14 protein-coding genes are annotated in these 16,284 nt (G+C 66.5%); all 14 read right to left on the bottom strand.

Annotated elements, in window-relative coordinates; all coding sequences use genetic code 11:
* Nucleotides 1-69 precede the first annotated feature (69 nt).
* On the bottom strand, nt 70-1,386 hold the full coding sequence (gene ftsA / locus ACKTSM_RS05270) for a cell division protein FtsA (protein WP_407876075.1): 1,317 nt from the start codon (nt 1,384-1,386) through the stop codon (nt 70-72).
* Nucleotides 1,386-2,297, bottom strand: a complete 912-nt coding sequence (locus tag ACKTSM_RS05265) for a cell division protein FtsQ/DivIB (protein WP_407876074.1) — start codon at nt 2,295-2,297, stop codon at nt 1,386-1,388. Before ACKTSM_RS05265 ends, ftsA begins: the two co-directional genes overlap by 1 nt.
* Nucleotides 2,297-3,304 (bottom strand): D-alanine--D-alanine ligase, encoded by a 1,008-nt coding sequence (locus ACKTSM_RS05260; RefSeq protein ID WP_407876073.1) that lies wholly within the window; start codon nt 3,302-3,304, stop codon nt 2,297-2,299. The genes ACKTSM_RS05265 and ACKTSM_RS05260 overlap by 1 nt, the downstream gene beginning before the upstream one ends.
* Entirely contained in the window at nt 3,274-4,248 is a 975-nt protein-coding gene (gene murB / locus ACKTSM_RS05255) for a UDP-N-acetylmuramate dehydrogenase (RefSeq protein WP_407876072.1), read from the bottom strand. Before murB ends, ACKTSM_RS05260 begins: the two co-directional genes overlap by 31 nt.
* Complete coding sequence (gene murC / locus ACKTSM_RS05250; protein ID WP_407876071.1) at nt 4,245-5,690, bottom strand: UDP-N-acetylmuramate--L-alanine ligase; 1,446 nt, start codon at nt 5,688-5,690, stop codon at nt 4,245-4,247. The genes murB and murC overlap by 4 nt, the downstream gene beginning before the upstream one ends.
* A complete protein-coding gene (gene murG / locus ACKTSM_RS05245; RefSeq protein WP_407876070.1) occupies nt 5,687-6,901 on the bottom strand; it encodes an undecaprenyldiphospho-muramoylpentapeptide beta-N-acetylglucosaminyltransferase in 1,215 nt (404 codons plus the stop codon). The genes murC and murG overlap by 4 nt, the downstream gene beginning before the upstream one ends.
* Nucleotides 6,898-8,115 (bottom strand): FtsW/RodA/SpoVE family cell cycle protein, encoded by a 1,218-nt coding sequence (locus ACKTSM_RS05240; RefSeq protein WP_407876069.1) that lies wholly within the window; start codon nt 8,113-8,115, stop codon nt 6,898-6,900. The genes murG and ACKTSM_RS05240 overlap by 4 nt, the downstream gene beginning before the upstream one ends.
* 14 nt (nt 8,116-8,129) lie before the next feature.
* Nucleotides 8,130-9,200 carry a phospho-N-acetylmuramoyl-pentapeptide-transferase gene (gene mraY / locus ACKTSM_RS05235; protein WP_407876068.1) on the bottom strand — a complete coding sequence of 357 codons (1,071 nt, stop codon included), beginning with the start codon at nt 9,198-9,200 and terminating at the stop codon, nt 8,130-8,132.
* A 19-nt stretch (nt 9,201-9,219) separates the two neighbouring features.
* Complete coding sequence (gene murF / locus ACKTSM_RS05230; RefSeq protein ID WP_407876067.1) at nt 9,220-10,680, bottom strand: UDP-N-acetylmuramoyl-tripeptide--D-alanyl-D-alanine ligase; 1,461 nt, start codon at nt 10,678-10,680, stop codon at nt 9,220-9,222.
* On the bottom strand, nt 10,677-12,167 hold the full coding sequence (locus tag ACKTSM_RS05225; RefSeq protein ID WP_407876066.1) for a UDP-N-acetylmuramoyl-L-alanyl-D-glutamate--2,6-diaminopimelate ligase: 1,491 nt from the start codon (nt 12,165-12,167) through the stop codon (nt 10,677-10,679). The genes murF and ACKTSM_RS05225 overlap by 4 nt, the downstream gene beginning before the upstream one ends.
* Complete coding sequence (locus ACKTSM_RS05220; RefSeq protein WP_407876320.1) at nt 12,164-13,849, bottom strand: peptidoglycan D,D-transpeptidase FtsI family protein; 1,686 nt, start codon at nt 13,847-13,849, stop codon at nt 12,164-12,166. Before ACKTSM_RS05220 ends, ACKTSM_RS05225 begins: the two co-directional genes overlap by 4 nt.
* 113 nt (nt 13,850-13,962) lie before the next feature.
* Entirely contained in the window at nt 13,963-14,523 is a 561-nt protein-coding gene (locus ACKTSM_RS05215) for a hypothetical protein (protein WP_407876065.1), read from the bottom strand.
* Nucleotides 14,520-15,464, bottom strand: a complete 945-nt coding sequence (gene rsmH / locus ACKTSM_RS05210) for a 16S rRNA (cytosine(1402)-N(4))-methyltransferase RsmH (protein ID WP_407876064.1) — start codon at nt 15,462-15,464, stop codon at nt 14,520-14,522. Before rsmH ends, ACKTSM_RS05215 begins: the two co-directional genes overlap by 4 nt.
* A complete protein-coding gene (locus ACKTSM_RS05205; protein WP_407876063.1) occupies nt 15,461-15,973 on the bottom strand; it encodes a division/cell wall cluster transcriptional repressor MraZ in 513 nt (170 codons plus the stop codon). The genes rsmH and ACKTSM_RS05205 overlap by 4 nt, the downstream gene beginning before the upstream one ends.
* Between the last annotated feature and the right edge of the window lie 311 nt (nt 15,974-16,284).

Genomic DNA, 16,284 nt, shown 5'->3' with positions numbered 1-16,284 from the left:
GGCAGCTGTTAACCCCTTTTGAAGGGGAATGGCTGCGAAATGGTTTCAAACAGCGGCGAACAGACGCCATCAGAAATATTCCCTGATCGCCCTGAACAAGCGCCCGGCGGCCATGACCGGGTTCAGACCCGCACCGAAATCGGCGCCGACATTGCGCCTGTTCCCCAGCGCGCGGATGTCGACCGGGTCTTCGGCGGCGTACAGACACAGGCCCGCCAGCCCGGCAAAGCCCGGCGTCGCGTGCGCCTCGGGCAAGCCGGTCAGCGCCGGCGCCCGCCCGATCCGCACCGGCATGGCCAGCGCGCTCTGAGTGAATTCGGCAAGCCCTGCAAGCTCCGCCCCGCCGCCGGTAAGCACGACCTGGCCTGCGCGCCTTCCGGCAAAGCCCAGCTCCTTGAGCGCCTTGCCGATCTCGCCGGTGAGCTGTGACTGCGCCTCGGTAATGACCGAGATCAATTCGGCGCGGGCGATGCGGTTCTTGTCGTCGGCGCCGCGCGCATGCGGGCCGGCCGGTTCGCCCGCACCTTCGCTCGGGCCGTGGACCGGGATCATCTCGCGGTGGTCGGACGGGCTCGCGATCGCGCTGCCCGATACGCATTTCAACCTCTCGGCCTGGAAACGGCGAATGCCAAAGGCGCTCGCGACCGCATCGGTGATATCGCCCGACCCCATCGGGATCGCCCGCAGGCCCAGCAGCATCCCCGCTGCAAAGACGGAAACATTGGTAACGTCCGACCCGATCTCGACCAGCGCCACGCCCAGCTCGCGTTCCTCCTGAGTGAGGCAGGCAAACCCCGATGCGAGCGGGGCGGCGACCACTGCCTCGACCTCGAGATGCGCGCTCTGCACCGCCTCGGTAAGATTGCGCACCGGCGCGCCGTCGGCGAGCATGACGTGGATATCGACCCCCAGCCGTTCGGCATGGAGACCGCGCGGATTGGCAACGCCATGCGCGCCGTCGAGCGTGTAATGGGCTGGCTGGGCATGGAGCACCATCCGCCCGTCGGGCTGGATCATGTCGCGCGCCTCGATCAGCAATTGCTCGACATCCTCTTCCTCGATTCGGCGGCCGCCGATCTCGATCTCGACCTTGGCGACCTCGCTTTGCAAACCCGCCCCCGCGCAGGCGATCCACACACTCTGGATATTGGTGCCCGCGTTCTTTTCCGCGCGTTCGACCGCATCGCGAATGGCATAGGTGGCGGCCTTCATGTCGGTGACATAGCCGCGCTTGATCCCCTGGCTGGCGCGGTGGCCCGAGCCGAGGACAACGAGATCGCCGGTCTCGGTCTCGCCCATGATCATTGCCGCGATCCGGAACGAGCCGACATTGACCGCGCCGAATATCCGCGCGAGCCGGGCCTTGGCGAGTGGCTTGTCGCCCATCACTCGCTCTCCCGTCCTGCCAGTTCGATCGCGTCGGCGCGGCCGGGCACGCGCATGTAGATCCGCGGCGGGGCACGCATGTCGAAGGTGGCGACGGTTCCGCCGATCAGGCGGTTCTGCCCGTCGAGCCGCGCGAACTTGACGAGCGCGGTGGCCGCGATGTCCTCGCTTTCGGGAAGCGCGAGCACCTGGTCGGATTTGAAAGTGAGGTTCCAGCGGCGATTGCCCACCCATTCGGCCGAGGCGACCTGCGGGGCGAGAGCGGGCGCTGCAGCAAGCAGCCGGTCGAGCGCTGCGACCTGCCGCGCCGAGCCGGGCCCGGCAATGACCAGCATCCCCTCTGCCGCCTCGCGCGAGATGGGTTCAAGCTCTGCCCCGGTCGCATCGATCAGCATCAGCCGGTCGGGCTTTGCGAGCACCGCGTGCGGCACCCGTTCGACCACGTCGATCTTGAGCGTAGAGGGAAGCTGGATCGAGACCCGCGCATCGGCAACCCAGGGCAGGTCGAGCAATTCGGCGCGCAATTCCTCGATCGCGACTTGCGGCATGGGCCTTTCGCGCTGGGCAAGAGCGCGGGCATAGACCTGGCGCTCGTCCATCCGGTCGGTTCCGGTCACGCTGACCCGGCGCACCTCGAAGCCGGCATCGGAGGCCATTGCGGCGACCTGCGCACTGGCCAAAGCGGGCAGCCCCGCCAGGTTGGCGATCACGAAACCGATCCCCACCGCCCCGCCGATTATTACGGTCATCCAGATCGTCGACCATTGCTTTTCGGTGAAGGGCAAAAGCCCCATCGCGCGGTCGAGCACGCTGGTGGTCTTGGCCTTGGCCCGGCGCGCGCCGGCTGCGCGGCTCTGCGATTTGGCCGCGCGGCGCACGCCCTTGCCCGAGGATCGCTTGATCCGGGCCATCAGCTGCCCCCTGCCCCGGCGCGGCCGACACCGTGAACGCGGATCGCTTCCATCACGATCAATTCGACCAGTTCGCCATAGCCGATACCGGCCGCACGCGCCTGTTCGGGAACGAGGCTCAAGGGGGTCATGCCCGGCTGGGTGTTCGTCTCGAGCACGAACAGCCCGTCCTCGCCTTGGCTGTCGTCCCAGCGAAAATCGGTCCGGCTGGTGCCGTGGCAGCCCAGCAGAGCGTGAGCGCGCAGCGCATATTGTTCGCACAGCGACGCAATTTCGGGCGGAATCTTTGCCGGGCAAACATGTTCGGTCCGCCCCTCGGTATATTTGTGCTCGTAATCGTAGAAGCCGTCGCCGATCACCAGTTCGGTGACGCCCAGAGCATGGCTGCCACCGGCATCGTCGATCACTGCCGTGGTCAGTTCGCGCCCGCGGATGAAGGGCTCGGCCAGAAGCTGGTCGAATTCCTGCCACGGCCCTGCCGCATCACGCGCGATCGGATTGCCGCAATTGCTGTCATCGGTGACGATCGCGACCCCGACCGACGATCCCTCATTGACCGGCTTGAGCACGTAGGGGCGCGGCATGGGATCGCGCTCGTGCAATTCCTCGACCGCGACGATCCGCCCGCCGGGCATGGGGATGCCGTGGGGGACGAGCGCCTGCTTGGTCAATTGCTTGTCGATCGCGATCACCGAGGTGGCGAGCCCGGAATGGGTATAGGCGATGCCCATGAGGTCGAGCATGCCCTGGACGCTGCCATCCTCGCCCGGAACGCCGTGAAGCGCGTTGAACACCACATCGGGCTTCGTCTCGGCGAGCCGCAAGGCGACATCGCGGTCCATGTCGATCCGGGTGACGCGGTGGCCGTTCGCCTCGAGCGCATCGGCGACGCCGTTCCCGCTCATCAGCGAAACCTCGCGCTCGTTCGCCCAGCCGCCCATCAGGACCGCGATATGAAGCGGGTGTCGGGTCTTGCTCACGGCCTGCCGACCCGCTTGATCTCCCATTCGAGCTGCACGCCCGAATGCTGGTAGACTTTCTCGCGCACGATTTCGCCCAGCCCTTCGATGTCGGAGCTGGTGGCATCGCCGGTATTGATCAGGAAATTGCAATGCTTTTCCGAGACCTGCGCTCCGCCATTCTTGAACCCGCGTAGCCCAGCGGCATCGATCAGCTTCCAGCTCGAATGGCCCGGCGGGTTCTTGAAGGTCGATCCGCCGGTCATGCTGCCGATCGGCTGCGATTCCCCGCGTTCGGCGGTGATTTTCTTCATCGCCGCCTTGATGGTTTCCGGCTCGCCCGGAAAGCCCTCGAACCGCGCCGCGACCACGACCGCTCCGTCGGGCAGCGCGGAATGGCGGTAGGAATAGCCAAGCTCGGCATTGGTGAGCGTCACAAACTCGCCGCCCGGCATTATGACATCGCAATCGGTCAGGACGTCGCAGGTCTCGCGCCCGTAACACCCGCCATTCATCCTGGTGACGCCGCCGACCGAGCCGGGAATGCCGGTGAGGAAGGTCAGCCCGTCGATTCCCGCCTTGGCCGCGCGCCGAGCGACCTTGTTGGCAGGCGCGGCAGCTCCGGCCTCGAGCGTGGTCTCGCCGGTGACCTCGACATCCATGAAGGGTGCGCCCAGCTTTATCACAACCCCCGGCACCCCGCCGTCACGGATGATCATGTTCGACCCGATGCCCAGCGCCATGACCGGCATCGACCCGTCTAGCGCTTCGAGAAAGTCCTTGAGGTCCTGCACGTCGGCCGGTTCGAACAGCCAGTCGGCCTTGCCACCCGAACGGAACCAGACATGCTTGTCGAGCGGGGCGTTGGCAGTCAGCTTGCCGCGCACGGCTTCCATCGGCACCGGCGCATCGGCCGCGCCCTCGACGCTGCTCGTCGGCGCCTCGCCGTTATCGCGCCCGATCCATTCGCCCAGTTGCATAGTCTCGTTCATGCGTCCCGTTGTGATTCAATTGCCGGGCCAAGGGTAGCGGCCCACTTGGTGATATCCCCCGCGCCCAGGCACACCACCATGTCGCCCGGGGCGATTTCGGCGGCGAGGATCGCGGCCAGTTCGGTTTCGTCCGCGACGGTGCGTGCTGAACGGTGGCCGCGTGACTTGAGCCCGGCGACCAGCGCCGCGGCATCGACGCCTTCGATCGGGTCTTCGCCCGCTTCGTAGACCGGGGTCACGAAGACCATGTCGGCCTCGTTGAAGCAGGTCTGGAAATCGTCCATCAGATCGTTGAGGCGCGTATAACGGTGCGGCTGCGCAACCGCGATGACGCGGCCCTTGGCGTCGGCGGAGCCTGCAGCCTCGGTCGCCTCGCGCGCGGCTTCGAGCACGGCGCGGATCTCGACCGGGTGGTGCGCGTAATCATCGATGATCGCGACCGTGCCGCCTTCCACCGCGACCGAGCCGACACGGGTGAAGCGCCGGCGAACCCCACCAAAACGTTCGAAGCCGGAAACGATGACATCGTCGGGGCAGCCCATCTCGATCGCCACGGCAATTGCGGCAAGCGCGTTCTGGACGTTGTGGCGGCCCGGCATCGGCAAATGGACGCCTTCGATGCGGCGATCTTCCTCGCCGCGCTGGCGGACGATCACGTCGAAGGTGTTGCCGCCTTCGACCGGGCGGATATTGACCCCGCAAATGTCGGCTTGGAGCGAGAAACCGTAAGTGACGACCTTGCGATCGCGGACATCGCCGATCACCGCCTGCACCTCGGGATGATCGACGCACAAGATCGCCGCTCCGTAGAACGGCACGTTATGGATGAACTCGACAAAGGCGCGCTTCACCCCGTCGAAATCGCCGTAATGGTCGAGGTGTTCGGGATCGATATTGGTGACCACCGCGATGGTCCCGTCGAGCCGAAGAAAGCTGCCATCGCTTTCATCGGCCTCGACCACCATCCAGTCTGAATCGCCCATGCGCGCATTCGAGCCATATTGCTCGATGATCCCGCCATTGATGACGGTGGGATCGATATCGCCGCAATCGAGCAAGCTGGCGATCATGCTTGTGGTGGTGGTCTTGCCGTGCGTGCCCGCGACCGCGACGGTCGATTTGAGGCGCATCAGCTCTGCCAGCATCTCGGCGCGGCGCACCACCGGGATGCGCGCTTCGAGCGCGGCGGCAACCTCGGGATTGGTGCGGCGCACCGCGGTCGAAGTGACGACCACCGCGACCCCTTCGATATTGGCCTTGTCATGGCCGATCGTGATCGCAATGCCCTGGTCGCGAAGCCGGGTCGTGACCGGCCCTTCGCGGATATCAGAGCCCTGCACGCTGTAGCCGAGATTGTGCATCACCTCGGCGATGCCTGACATACCGATCCCGCCAATGCCGACGAAATGGATAGTGCCGATATCGGTGCCGACGCCCTTCATGCGGCATTGTCCCGCGCAGCGCCCGGAGCAGGTTCTGCCGAAGGCGCAGTGCGTGCCGCCTTGGCAGGTTCGCCGACGCGGATCACGTCCATGGTGTCGATCCCGCCCATGCTTTCGACGAGGTCGGCCAGGTCGCTTGCCGCGTCGGGCCGCCCGCAATTCCACGCGGCATGGGCCGCATTGGCAAGGCTGGCAGGGTTCTGCGCCATGGCCTGGATCTGCTTTGCCAGTTCCTTGGGAGCGAATTTTTCCTGCCGGATCATCCGGCCCCCGCCTGCCTGGACGATCTCGCGGGTGTTCGCCGCCTGGTGATCGTCGGTCGCGATCGGCAGCGGGATGAGGATCGCCGGGCGGCCCACTGCGGTGAGTTCGGCGATCGTCGATGCGCCCGCGCGACCGATGAACAGGTGCGCATCGGCAAGCCGTTCGTGCATGTCTTCGAAATAGGTCCCGAGTTCTGCGGGAATATCGTGGTCCGCATAACGCTGGCGCACCGCATCGAGGTCTTCAGGGCGACATTGCTGGGTGATCTGGAGCCGCTGGCGCAGGCCCGGCGGAAGCATGGCGAGCCCGTCGGGCACGACTTCGGACAGCACCCGCGCGCCCTGGCTTCCGCCAGTCACGAGCACGCGAAGCAGGCCTTCCTCTGTGAAGGCAGGGAAATCCTCGTCTCGCAGAGCGAGCACTTCGGCGCGCACCGGATTGCCGACGAGATGGGCCTTGTCGCGGTGCTTGTCCTTGAGCCGCGCGACCGCCGGATAAGCAGTGGCGATGGCATCGACCCGGCCCGCGAGCAGGCGGTTGACGCGGCCGAGCACCGCGTTCTGTTCGTGGATTACGCTCGGCACGCCTGCCGATGTCGCGGCGAGCAGGGCGGGCAGCGCAGGATAGCCGCCAAAGCCGACCACCGCGGTGGGGGCGAAGCTTTCGAACAGGCGCAGCGCCATGTTGCGCCCGTCCCACACCGCGCGCGCCGCACCCGGCCAGCGCAACGGGTTCTTGCCGAAGCGGCCAGCGGGAAGGACATGCGCGGTGAGGTAATCGGGCTTTCCGGGAATGTTCGCGCCGCGCTCGTCGGTGATCAGCGCGACATGGTGCCCGCGCGCATCGAGCTCTGCAGCGAGCGCGAAGGCGGGGATCAGGTGGCCGCCCGTCCCTCCTGCGGCAAGCACGAAATGGCGGCTGGCTCCCTTGCGGGTCGGGCTGGTCATGCGCGCGGCTCCTGTCTGGCGTGGCCCTGCTTGTCGAACAGGTTGCGCAGGCCCGGCTTCTCGCGCTCGAGAAACGGGTTGCGGCGGGTGATCGCCAGCAATAGCCCGAAGGTGAGCGCCACCGCCAGTGTCGATGAACCGCCATAGCTGACCAGCGGCAAGGTCATCCCCTTGGACGGGAACAGGCCGAGATTGACCAGCATGTTGGTGAAGGCCTGCCCGCCAATCTGGGTGGCAAGGCCCGCGCCCGCGAGCAGCGCGAACAGGTTGTCCTCATCGACCAGCCGCAGCAGCGCGCGCACGATGATCGCGACATAAAGCATCAGGATCACCGCGCACATCAGCAGGCCGAACTCCTCGCCGATGACCGAAAAGATGTAGTCGGTGTGCGCCTCGGGAAGCCGCATCTTGTTGGTGCCCAGCCACAGACCCGACCCCGTCCACCCGCCGCCCAGCAGCGTGCGATTGGCTAGGTCGACCTGGTCGAAGGCGGTGCCGCCGGCAAAGAAGCTGTCGATCCTGTAGCGAGCATTGTCATAGAGGAAATAAGCGGCGGTCATCGCGCCGAGCCCTCCGGCAACGAGGGCCCCTATGCGTCGCAGCGGCATTCCCGACAGCCACACCAGCACGAACCACACACCGCCGAACAGGATCGTCGCGCCGAGATTGGGCTGGAGCATCAGCAGCGCGCCCACCACCGCCATGGCCAGCGTCGAATAGGCCACCACCGGAAGCGAGGAATCGCGCAGCCGCCACGACAATATCCAGGCGAGCAGGATGGCAAAGCCGGGTTTCAAGAACTCGCTCGGCTGGAGCGAGAAGCCAAGGTCGAGCCAGCGCCGCGCTCCGTTGCGCTCGACCCCGATGACGGGAACCAGCAGCAGCAGGAACAGCATACCGATCGCTAACACGATGCCGAGCCTGCGCGCATCCTCGCGGCTGGCAAAGGATGCCGCGATCATCACCCCGAGCCCGAGCAGCTGGAAGACGACGTGGCGCTGGAAGAACACGAATTCGGCGACCTGGTATTGCCGCCCGGCTGCCGGCGATGCCGCCGCCACCGCGAGCGTTCCGAGCGCCATCAGCAGCACGGCAAGGCCCAGCAGCCACTTGTCGAGCTCGCGCCACCACACGCGCACCGCCTCGTTCACCGTCCGGCGCGCGGGCACGGGAGCGTGAAACTTGGCATCGGAACGCGGCGGCGAGATGTGCATGGAGCCTCGCCCTCCTATCGCAGCTTGAGCGTGGCGAGCCCGACCAGGGCAAGCACGATCGCGATGATCCAGAACCGGATCACGACCTTGCTTTCCGACCAGCCCAATTGCTCGAAATGGTGGTGGATCGGCGCCATGCGGAAGACCCGGCGCCCGGTGCGCTTGAACCAGAAGACCTGAATGATCACCGAAGCCGCTTCGAGCACGAACAGCCCGCCAACGATCGCGAGCACGACCTCGTGGTGCGATGCGACCGCGATCGCGCCGAGCGCCCCGCCGAGCGCGAGGCTGCCGGTATCGCCCATGAAGACCGCGGCGGGCGGCGCATTGAACCACAGGAACGCCAGCCCCGCCCCCATGATCGCGGCGCAGAATATCGCAAGCTCGCCCGCACCCGGCACGTGGGGAATGCCCAGATATTCGGAGAAATCGGCGCGCCCCACGAGATAGGCGATCAGGGCAAAGGCGCCGGTGGCGATGATGACCGGCATGATCGCGAGGCCATCAAGCCCGTCGGTGAGGTTCACGGCATTGCCCGCGCCCACCATCACGAAAGCGGCAAAGACGTAATAGACAGGCCCCAGCGGGATCTCGACGTCGGAAAAGAAGGGGACATAGAGATTGGTGCTGATCTGGCTGACGATGATGTAGCTGGCAACACCCGCCACCGCGAATTCGAGCAGCAGCCGCACCCGGCCGGAAAGCCCGGCATGGCTGGCCTTGGAGACCTTGTCATAATCGTCGATGAACCCGATAACCCCGAACCCGATCGTCACCGCCAGGCAGGCCCAGACGAACGGGTTGGTGAGATCCATCCACAAGAGTAGCGCAAAGACCAGCGCGACCAGGATCATCAGCCCGCCCATGGTCGGCGTGCCGCGCTTGGCGAGGTGGGTTTGCGGGCCGTCCTCGCGGATCGGCTGCCCCTTGCCCTGGCGCACTCGCAGCAGGTTGATGAAGCGCGGACCGATGATCAGCCCGAACACCAGCGCGGTGAACAGCGCCGCGCCGAAGCGGAAGGTCTGGTAGCGGACCAGGTTCAGCAGGCCTTCAAATCCGAGCCATTCCGCGAGCAGGTAGAGCATTTCGTTTCCTCGGCGCTGCTTACCCGTGCGCCTGTGTGAAGTGTGACACCAGCGAGCCCAGGCCGACCGAATTGGAGCCCTTGACCAGCACTGCATCGCCGTGAGTGAGACCGAATTGCTCGAGCGCCTCGATCGCCTCTGCGGGGCTATCGCAATGCGCGAAAGACGGGGCAAAGCCAAGCGAATTGGCGCTCCTTCTCCCCAGTTCGGCGGCCAGCGCACGCATCTCGTCGCCCACCAGGATCGCGTGGTCGATTCCTGCCTCGGCAATGGGTTCGCAAAGCTGGGCGTGGAAACGCGGAGCGAAGTCGCCCAGCTCCTTCATGCTGCCGAGCACAGCGATTCGGCGATGGGCAGGCGTCTGGCCGAGCGCCTTCAAGGTCGCGCGCATCGAGGCGGGGTTGGCGTTGTAGCTTTCATCGATGAGCAGCGCCTTGCCGCCTGCTGCCGCGATTTGGGCGCGCGCGCCGCGGCCCTTGAGCCCGCCCATCTCGGCCAGCGCGAGCCCTGCTGCGGCGAGGTCGCCGCCCGCTGCGCGCACCGCTGCCATCACGCCGAGCGAATTGGCGATCCAGTGCTCGCCGGGTTCGGCGATCGAATAGCACACCCGCGCATCGCCCAGGTCGGCGGTGACGAGCGAGCCGCCATTGGCGACCGGGATCGCGTCGAGCAGGCGCACATCGGCATCCTTGCTGCGCCCGAAGGTCACCACCTTGACCCCGAGCCTGCGTGCGTGGTCGGCCATGCGCTGTGTGTATTCGCTGTCCGCCGGGATGATCGCGGTGCCGCCCTCTTCGAGGCCCGAGAAAATCTGCGCCTTTTCGTCGGCAATCGCTTCCATGCTGCCCAGGTTCTCGATGTGAGCGGGCGCGATGGTGGTGACGAGCGCGACATGCGGACGCACGTGACCGGCAAGCGGGGCGATCTCGCCGGCGTGGTTCATCCCCATCTCGAACACCCCGAAGCGCGCGCGGGCAGGGAGCCGCGCGAGGCTGAGCGGTACGCCGACATGGTTGTTGTAGCTGCGCACGCTGCGATGGGCACCGCCCCTGCTCGAACGATCGAGCGCGTTGAAGATCGCTTCCTTCACCCCGGTCTTGCCGACCGACCCGGTGACTGCGATCCGCACCGCCTGGCTGCGTGTCCGAGCGGCATGGGCGAGCGCCTCGAGCGCCTTGCCGGTGTCCTCGACCAGCACGTGCGGGAAATCGACCGGGCGATCGGTGATTGCGGCGATCGCGCCCTTGGCAAAGGCCTGGGGCAGGAACTTGTGGCCATCCATCGCCTCGCCCTTGAGCGCGACGAAAAGGTCGCCCGGACGCACGTCGCGGCTGTCCATCTCGACACCCGAGGCCTGGAAGGCATGGCTGGCGCGTCCACCGGTGGCGGCCTCGACAGCGGCCGAATCCCACAGCGCGAGCGGCAGCGCATCGCGCGGATCGGCGGGCCATTGGCGAAGAAGGGCGTGGGCCTGGCTCATTTCGGCATCTCCGCCGCGCATTCGCGCGCCACCTGGACATCGTCAAACGGCAAAATTCGCATAGTCTCTCCCGAACCGATGATCTGGCCCTGTTCGTGGCCCTTGCCTGCTACCAGTATGATATCGTTGCCGCCCGCCTCGGCGATTGCCGCTGCGATCGCCTCGCGCCGGCCGGCCACCTCGCTGACATGCGAGGCCGAACCGGTGCCGGCGAGGATCGCCTTTCGGATTGCTGCCGGGTCCTCGCCGCGCGGATTGTCGTCGGTGACGATCGCCAGATCGGCCGATTTCGCCGCGACCGCGCCCATCGGCGCGCGCTTGCCTTGGTCGCGGTCGCCGCCCGCGCCGAAGACCACGATCAGCCTTCCGCCACGCTCAGCATCGACATGGCCGCGAAGCGCCGCAATCGCCGCGTCGAGCGCGTCTGCGGTGTGGGCGTAATCGACATAGACGGGCGCGCCCGCCGGGATAATCACAGCCCGTTCGAGCCGTCCGCGAACCGGCTGGAGCCGCGCAATCGCGTCGAAGACCATGGATGCATCGGACCCTGTCGACAGCGCGAGCGCGGCAGAAACCAGCGCATTCGCGGCCTGATAGGCCCCGATCAGCGGCAGCTTGATCGTGCGATCCTGGCCGGCATGTTCGATCGTCAACATCTGGCCGAGCTGGGTCGCCTCGCGGGACAAGAGCTTCAGAAAGGTCCCGCGATCGCCCACGGTGCGCAGATCGAGCCCGCGCTTCTCGGCATGGTCGATCGCCCGCGCGGTCCACGCGCTCGGCTCGCCGCCATCCCAGATGATCGCCTTGCCGCCATCATCGACGACCTCGTCGAACAGGCGCATCTTGGTAGCAAAGTAATCTTCCATGCTCGCATGGTAATCGAGATGGTCCTGGCTGAAATTGGTGAAAGCCCCTGCGGCGACCCGCAGCCCCTCATTGCGGTATTGCGACAGGCCATGGCTCGATGCCTCGTAGGCGACATGGCTCACGCCTTCGCGCGCCAGTCCGCTCATGTTCGACAGGAAGGTGACGATGTCGGGCGTGGTCAGCCCGGTCGACACGCTTTCATCGGGCGTGGTGACGCCCAGCGTGCCGATGCTCGCGGCGCGCTCGCCGCACATGCGCCAGATCTGGCGGGTCATTTCGGCAGTCGAGGTTTTGCCGTTCGTCCCGGTCACCGCGACGATGGTCTGCGGAACGGGCGAAAAGAACTGAGCGGCGAGCTGCGCAAAGGTCCGGCGCGGCTCGTCACTGGCGATGTGAAGCGCACCTTCGACCCTGGCCCCATGCGATGCGACAACCGCGACCGCGCCTGCCTCGATGGCTGCGGGGATGAAGTCCTCGGCGTTGAAGCGCTCACCGCGAAACGCGCCGAACACGGTGCCGGGCGCCACCTTGCGGTGGTCGATGGCAAAGCCGGTAACGCTGGTCGCGCCATCGGCCTCGGCTGCGATCCCGGCGCTCTCGATCAGGCGGGCAAGCTTCATCGCCGCCCCTCTATCAGCGAGCGCAGGTCGGAGATATCGACATCGCGCGCCGCATCGGGCCGCACGTCGAGCATCGGGCCGATCCGCGGGATCAGCGCGCCCACGATCGGCGCCGCGGTATAGGCGGCGGTGCGCTGGCCGGACGAGGCGGCGGTGCCCTTGGGCTCGTCGAGCACCGTCACCACGACATAGCGCGGACGCTCCATCGGGAAAGCGGCGGCAAAGGAGGAGATCAGCGCCGTCTCGGCATAGCCGCCGCGCCGCGCTTTTTCTGCCGAACCGGTCTTGCCGCCCACGCGATAACCCGCGGCATCAGCGCTGCGCCCGGTGCCGTAGATCGAGATCATCCGCATCAGCTGGCGCATGCGCGAGGACGTCGAGGCCTTGAACACCCGCGTGCCGCGCGGTGCTTCACCCGGTTCGAGCCGGTGCAGGGTCGCCGGGCGATAGACCCCGCCATTGACCATCGCGGCATAGGCGCTCGCAAGGTGCAGCGGTGTGACCGCGATGCCGTGGCCATAGCCCACGGTCATGGTGGTGATCCGCGACCAACTGCCATTGGAGCGGCCCTGGGGCCATTGCGGACGGCCGCGCGCGGGCAGCTCGATCTGCGGCGGACGGTTCATGCCGAGATCGGTCATCACCTGCCGCATCCGCGCCTCGCCAAGCGCGTCCGCGATCCGCATCGTCACCGTGTTCGACGAATAGGCGAGCGCTTCGGCGACATTGAGCGTGTCGCCCTTGGGCTTGAGATCGCTGCGCCTCCAGTGGCCGATCTCGACCGGGCCCGCATCCCATTCTGCGCCGAGATCGCGCACGATACCCGCATCGATCGCGGCAGCGACCGTCAGCGGCTTGAAGGTCGAACCCAGCTCATAGGTGGCATTGGTCGCGCGATTGTAGATGTTGGGCGAATGCTGCGCATCGGAGCGATTGGGATCGAAGGCGGGAAGCGATGCCATCGCCATCACCTCGCCGGTATCGACATCGAGCACGATCCCCGCCGCGCCCTTGGCATTGGTTGCCAGCATCCCGCGGCCCAGTTCGTCCTCGAGCGCGCCCTGCACGCGCAGATCGATCGACAGGGCCACCGGCTCTGCGCGCAACAGCGGGTTTGAAAGCCGATCGTCGAGCACCTGTTCCATGCCCAGCTTGCCTTCGAGCTGGCGGTCGCCGCCTTCGAGCGCATAGCCAAGCACGTGCGCGCCCAGCGGGCCTTGCGGGTAATAACGATCGTTCTCGCGCGGCAGTTCGAGCGCAACCTCGCCGAGGTCGAACACCTTGTTCGCATCTTCGGGCAGCAGGCGGCGCAACAGGTAGCCCCCGCGATCGGAGGTGAGGATGCGCACCGTGCGCTCGATATCCAGATCAGGGAAGATCGCCTTCAGCCGCTCTGCTACCTCGCGCGGCTCGGCCACAAGCGGCGAGCCGTCATCCTCCATCGCGCGCGGATTGAACCACAGCGCATAGGCGGGAAAGGTGCGTGCCAGAGGCGCGCCGTTGCGGTCGGCGATCTCGCCGCGCGGCGGCAGCAGCGCTTCCTCGAGCGTGGTCTGGCCCTGCGGCGCTCCGGCAAAACCGAGATAGCCGATCCGCACGAGCGCAACCGCGGCGGCCAGCACGAAGATGCCGATCACCATGAAAAGCCGCAGCCGCGCGATGACCAGCAGGCTGTAGCGCATGTGGACCGCAGCGATGCGTCCGGCGGGGATTGCGGGTCGGGGCTGGTGCACGAAGACCGTGCCGTCAGCCGCTGGCTGTTTCGTGTCGAACCTGGCGTTGAAAGTGAGCGCGTTCATTCAGCGCCCTCTGACGACCGGATCGCCCGGTCTCCAAAAGATGTCACCGTGCGCGCATTGGCCGGACGGATCGGAGAGGCCTCGATGAGAAAGTCGCCGAACGCCTCGGTGAAGACCGCGCCCGCATCCTCGCTCGCCGCGACCGATGCCAGGGTCACAGGCTTTCCGGTGACCGGCGAGACCATCGCACGCGGTTCCCCATCGGCGCGCGCCAGTTCGGTCCGCAGCGTCCGGATCGGCGCGGGCGCGTCGGGGCCGAGCGGCTGGCCGAGGCTCGCCAGCTGGCGATTGTTGTCGAGATACTGATCGGCGCGCGGCGCGGTATAGCCGAGCTCGACCGCATTCCATTCGGCCAGCTGGCGCTGGCTTGCGCGGGTCTGGAACTCGGTCTCGAGCATCAGCGTCTCGCGCTCCAGCGCGATGATCTCGCGCTCGGCGAGCAGCACTTCGCTCCTGACCGCATGCACGTTGAAGCTGAGCACCGCGAAGAGCGCGATGCACGCCGCCAGCGCTGCCGCCCAGCCGATCTGGCGAATGCGGGAACCGGTGACGATCATGACGCGATCCTTTCCTGGGCTGGGACAGAAGTGCGCCGGGCGTGGCGCAGGACGGATGAGCGAGAACGCGGGTTGCGCGCGATCTCTGCCTCGCCGGGGCGAATGGCCTTGGAGACGCTTGTGAAGGTCGGGGGCGGGCCGGGGATTTCGCCGGGCAAGTGGCGTGAGACCGCGCGCCCGCCGCCCGAAGCCTCGCGCAGGAAGCGCTTGACGATCCGGTCCTCAAGACTGTGGAAACTGACCACCGCGAGCACGCCGCCTTCGCGCAGCAGGATCTCCGCTGCGTTCAGCCCCGCGCGCAATTCTCCCAACTCGTCGTTCACGTGGATTCGCACCGCCTGAAAGGTGCGGGTCGCCGGGTCCTTCTTGTCGTGCGGGCGATAGCCGAGCGCCTTGCGCACCACGCGGGCAAGCTCGCCGGTGGTCGTCAGTGGGCGCGCGGCGACGATCGCGCGGGCGACCCGGCGCGACTGACGCTCCTCGCCATAGAGGTAGAGCACGTCGGCAATCGCCGCCTCGTCGGCAGCGTTGAGGAAATCGGCGGCGCTTGTCCCTTCCTGGCTCATCCGCATGTCGAGCGGGCCATCGGCCTGAAACGCGAAGCCGCGATTCCCCTGGTCGAGCTGCATCGAGGACACGCCGATATCCATGACCACCGCGTCGACCTGCGGAACGCCGATGCGCTCCATCTCCTCGCGCATGGCGGAGAAGCGGACCGGGTGAAGCGCGAGGCGGCCCTCGTATTCCGCCACCATTGCCTCACCGCCGGCAATCGCATCGGGATCGCGGTCGAAGCCTTGGACGCGCGCGCCCGCATCGAGCAGCGCGCGCGAATAACCGCCTGCGCCGAAGGTCGCGTCGATGATGTCCATGCCCGGACGCGGGTCGATGGCGGCGATCACCTCGTCGAGCAGGACGGGGATGTGCGGCGCGCCGGTCATGCCTTGGCCCCCTTGGCTTTCGCCTTGGCCTCGGCCTCGGCGACCAGCCGGCGGCAGGTCGCCTGAGCGCCCTTCCAGGCGGAATCCATCCGCGCCAGCTCGGCCGGGTTCCAGACGAAGAAGAAATCGCCAGCGCCCTGGAAATAGAGCCCGTCTTCGACCTTGCCGAGTTCCTTGAGGTGATCGGGCATCACGAAACGACCGGAGTCGTCGAAGGGAATTTGTTCGAACTGGAACAGCTGGCCCGCGCGCACGTCGCGGTCGAAACTGTCATCGCCGAGCCGGATCGCGCGCTCTTCCTCGCGGTCGAGTTGCTGGTTGAGCTTGTCGATCCGCGAGAGGCCAAAGCCGACGAGGCAATCAAACCGTTCGTGCGCGACAAGGCACAGCGTCTTGCTGCCGCCTGATGCCTCCTTCACTTCCTTGCGGAAAGCAGGCGGCAGGACGAACCGACCCTTGTCGCCGACGGGCGAAAAGGCCTGACCGTTATATGCTCCCGCCGCTGGCACGCGCGAAAATCCCCTTCCCCGTAGGCCGCGCCTGTTCGCGTGGCCGACAATCCCTGTTTCAACCGGCAAGACCTCTCTGTCGCCGCACCCCGCGCGAGCGGGGGCAGCGTGCCGTTCCTTTGCGGACGGCACGGGGCAAACCGGCATGTTTGATGGAACACGGTAATATCCCTCTTGCCGGTGCGAGGCTAGGATTTTCTAGGAATTTTGCGGGATTAAACGGTAAATAACTGATTTACCTTATTTTCTTTCGAAGCAAGATCACCGCGCCGAATGCGTCCGAACCCTTAGACACTCGCCCTATCTGACTA

Origin of the sequence: Qipengyuania nanhaisediminis (assembly GCF_045862805.1) — a bacterium.
In the GTDB taxonomy this organism is placed as follows: Bacteria; Pseudomonadota; Alphaproteobacteria; order Sphingomonadales; family Sphingomonadaceae; genus Erythrobacter; species Erythrobacter nanhaisediminis_A.
The sequence above is the reverse complement of the archived record's forward strand: the minus strand, read 5'-3'. Positions and strand labels throughout refer to the sequence as shown.

Excerpts from the sequence above, each read along its gene's own strand:
- ftsA (WP_407876075.1), bottom strand. The coding sequence starts at position 1,386 with ATGGGCGACAAGCCACTCGCCAAGGCCCGGCTCGCGCGGATATTCGGC.
- ACKTSM_RS05265 (WP_407876074.1), bottom strand. The coding sequence starts at position 2,297 with ATGGCCCGGATCAAGCGATCCTCGGGCAAGGGCGTGCGCCGCGCGGCC.
- ACKTSM_RS05260 (WP_407876073.1), bottom strand. The coding sequence starts at position 3,304 with ATGGGAGATCAAGCGGGTCGGCAGGCCGTGAGCAAGACCCGACACCCG.
- murB (WP_407876072.1), bottom strand. The coding sequence starts at position 4,248 with ATGAACGAGACTATGCAACTGGGCGAATGGATCGGGCGCGATAACGGC.
- murC (WP_407876071.1), bottom strand. The coding sequence starts at position 5,690 with ATGAAGGGCGTCGGCACCGATATCGGCACTATCCATTTCGTCGGCATT.
- murG (WP_407876070.1), bottom strand. The coding sequence starts at position 6,901 with ATGACCAGCCCGACCCGCAAGGGAGCCAGCCGCCATTTCGTGCTTGCC.
- ACKTSM_RS05240 (WP_407876069.1), bottom strand. The coding sequence starts at position 8,115 with ATGCACATCTCGCCGCCGCGTTCCGATGCCAAGTTTCACGCTCCCGTG.
- mraY (WP_407876068.1), bottom strand. The coding sequence starts at position 9,200 with ATGCTCTACCTGCTCGCGGAATGGCTCGGATTTGAAGGCCTGCTGAAC.
- murF (WP_407876067.1), bottom strand. The coding sequence starts at position 10,680 with ATGAGCCAGGCCCACGCCCTTCTTCGCCAATGGCCCGCCGATCCGCGC.
- ACKTSM_RS05225 (WP_407876066.1), bottom strand. The coding sequence starts at position 12,167 with ATGAAGCTTGCCCGCCTGATCGAGAGCGCCGGGATCGCAGCCGAGGCC.
- ACKTSM_RS05220 (WP_407876320.1), bottom strand. The coding sequence starts at position 13,849 with ATGCGCTACAGCCTGCTGGTCATCGCGCGGCTGCGGCTTTTCATGGTG.
- ACKTSM_RS05215 (WP_407876065.1), bottom strand. The coding sequence starts at position 14,523 with ATGATCGTCACCGGTTCCCGCATTCGCCAGATCGGCTGGGCGGCAGCG.
- rsmH (WP_407876064.1), bottom strand. The coding sequence starts at position 15,464 with ATGACCGGCGCGCCGCACATCCCCGTCCTGCTCGACGAGGTGATCGCC.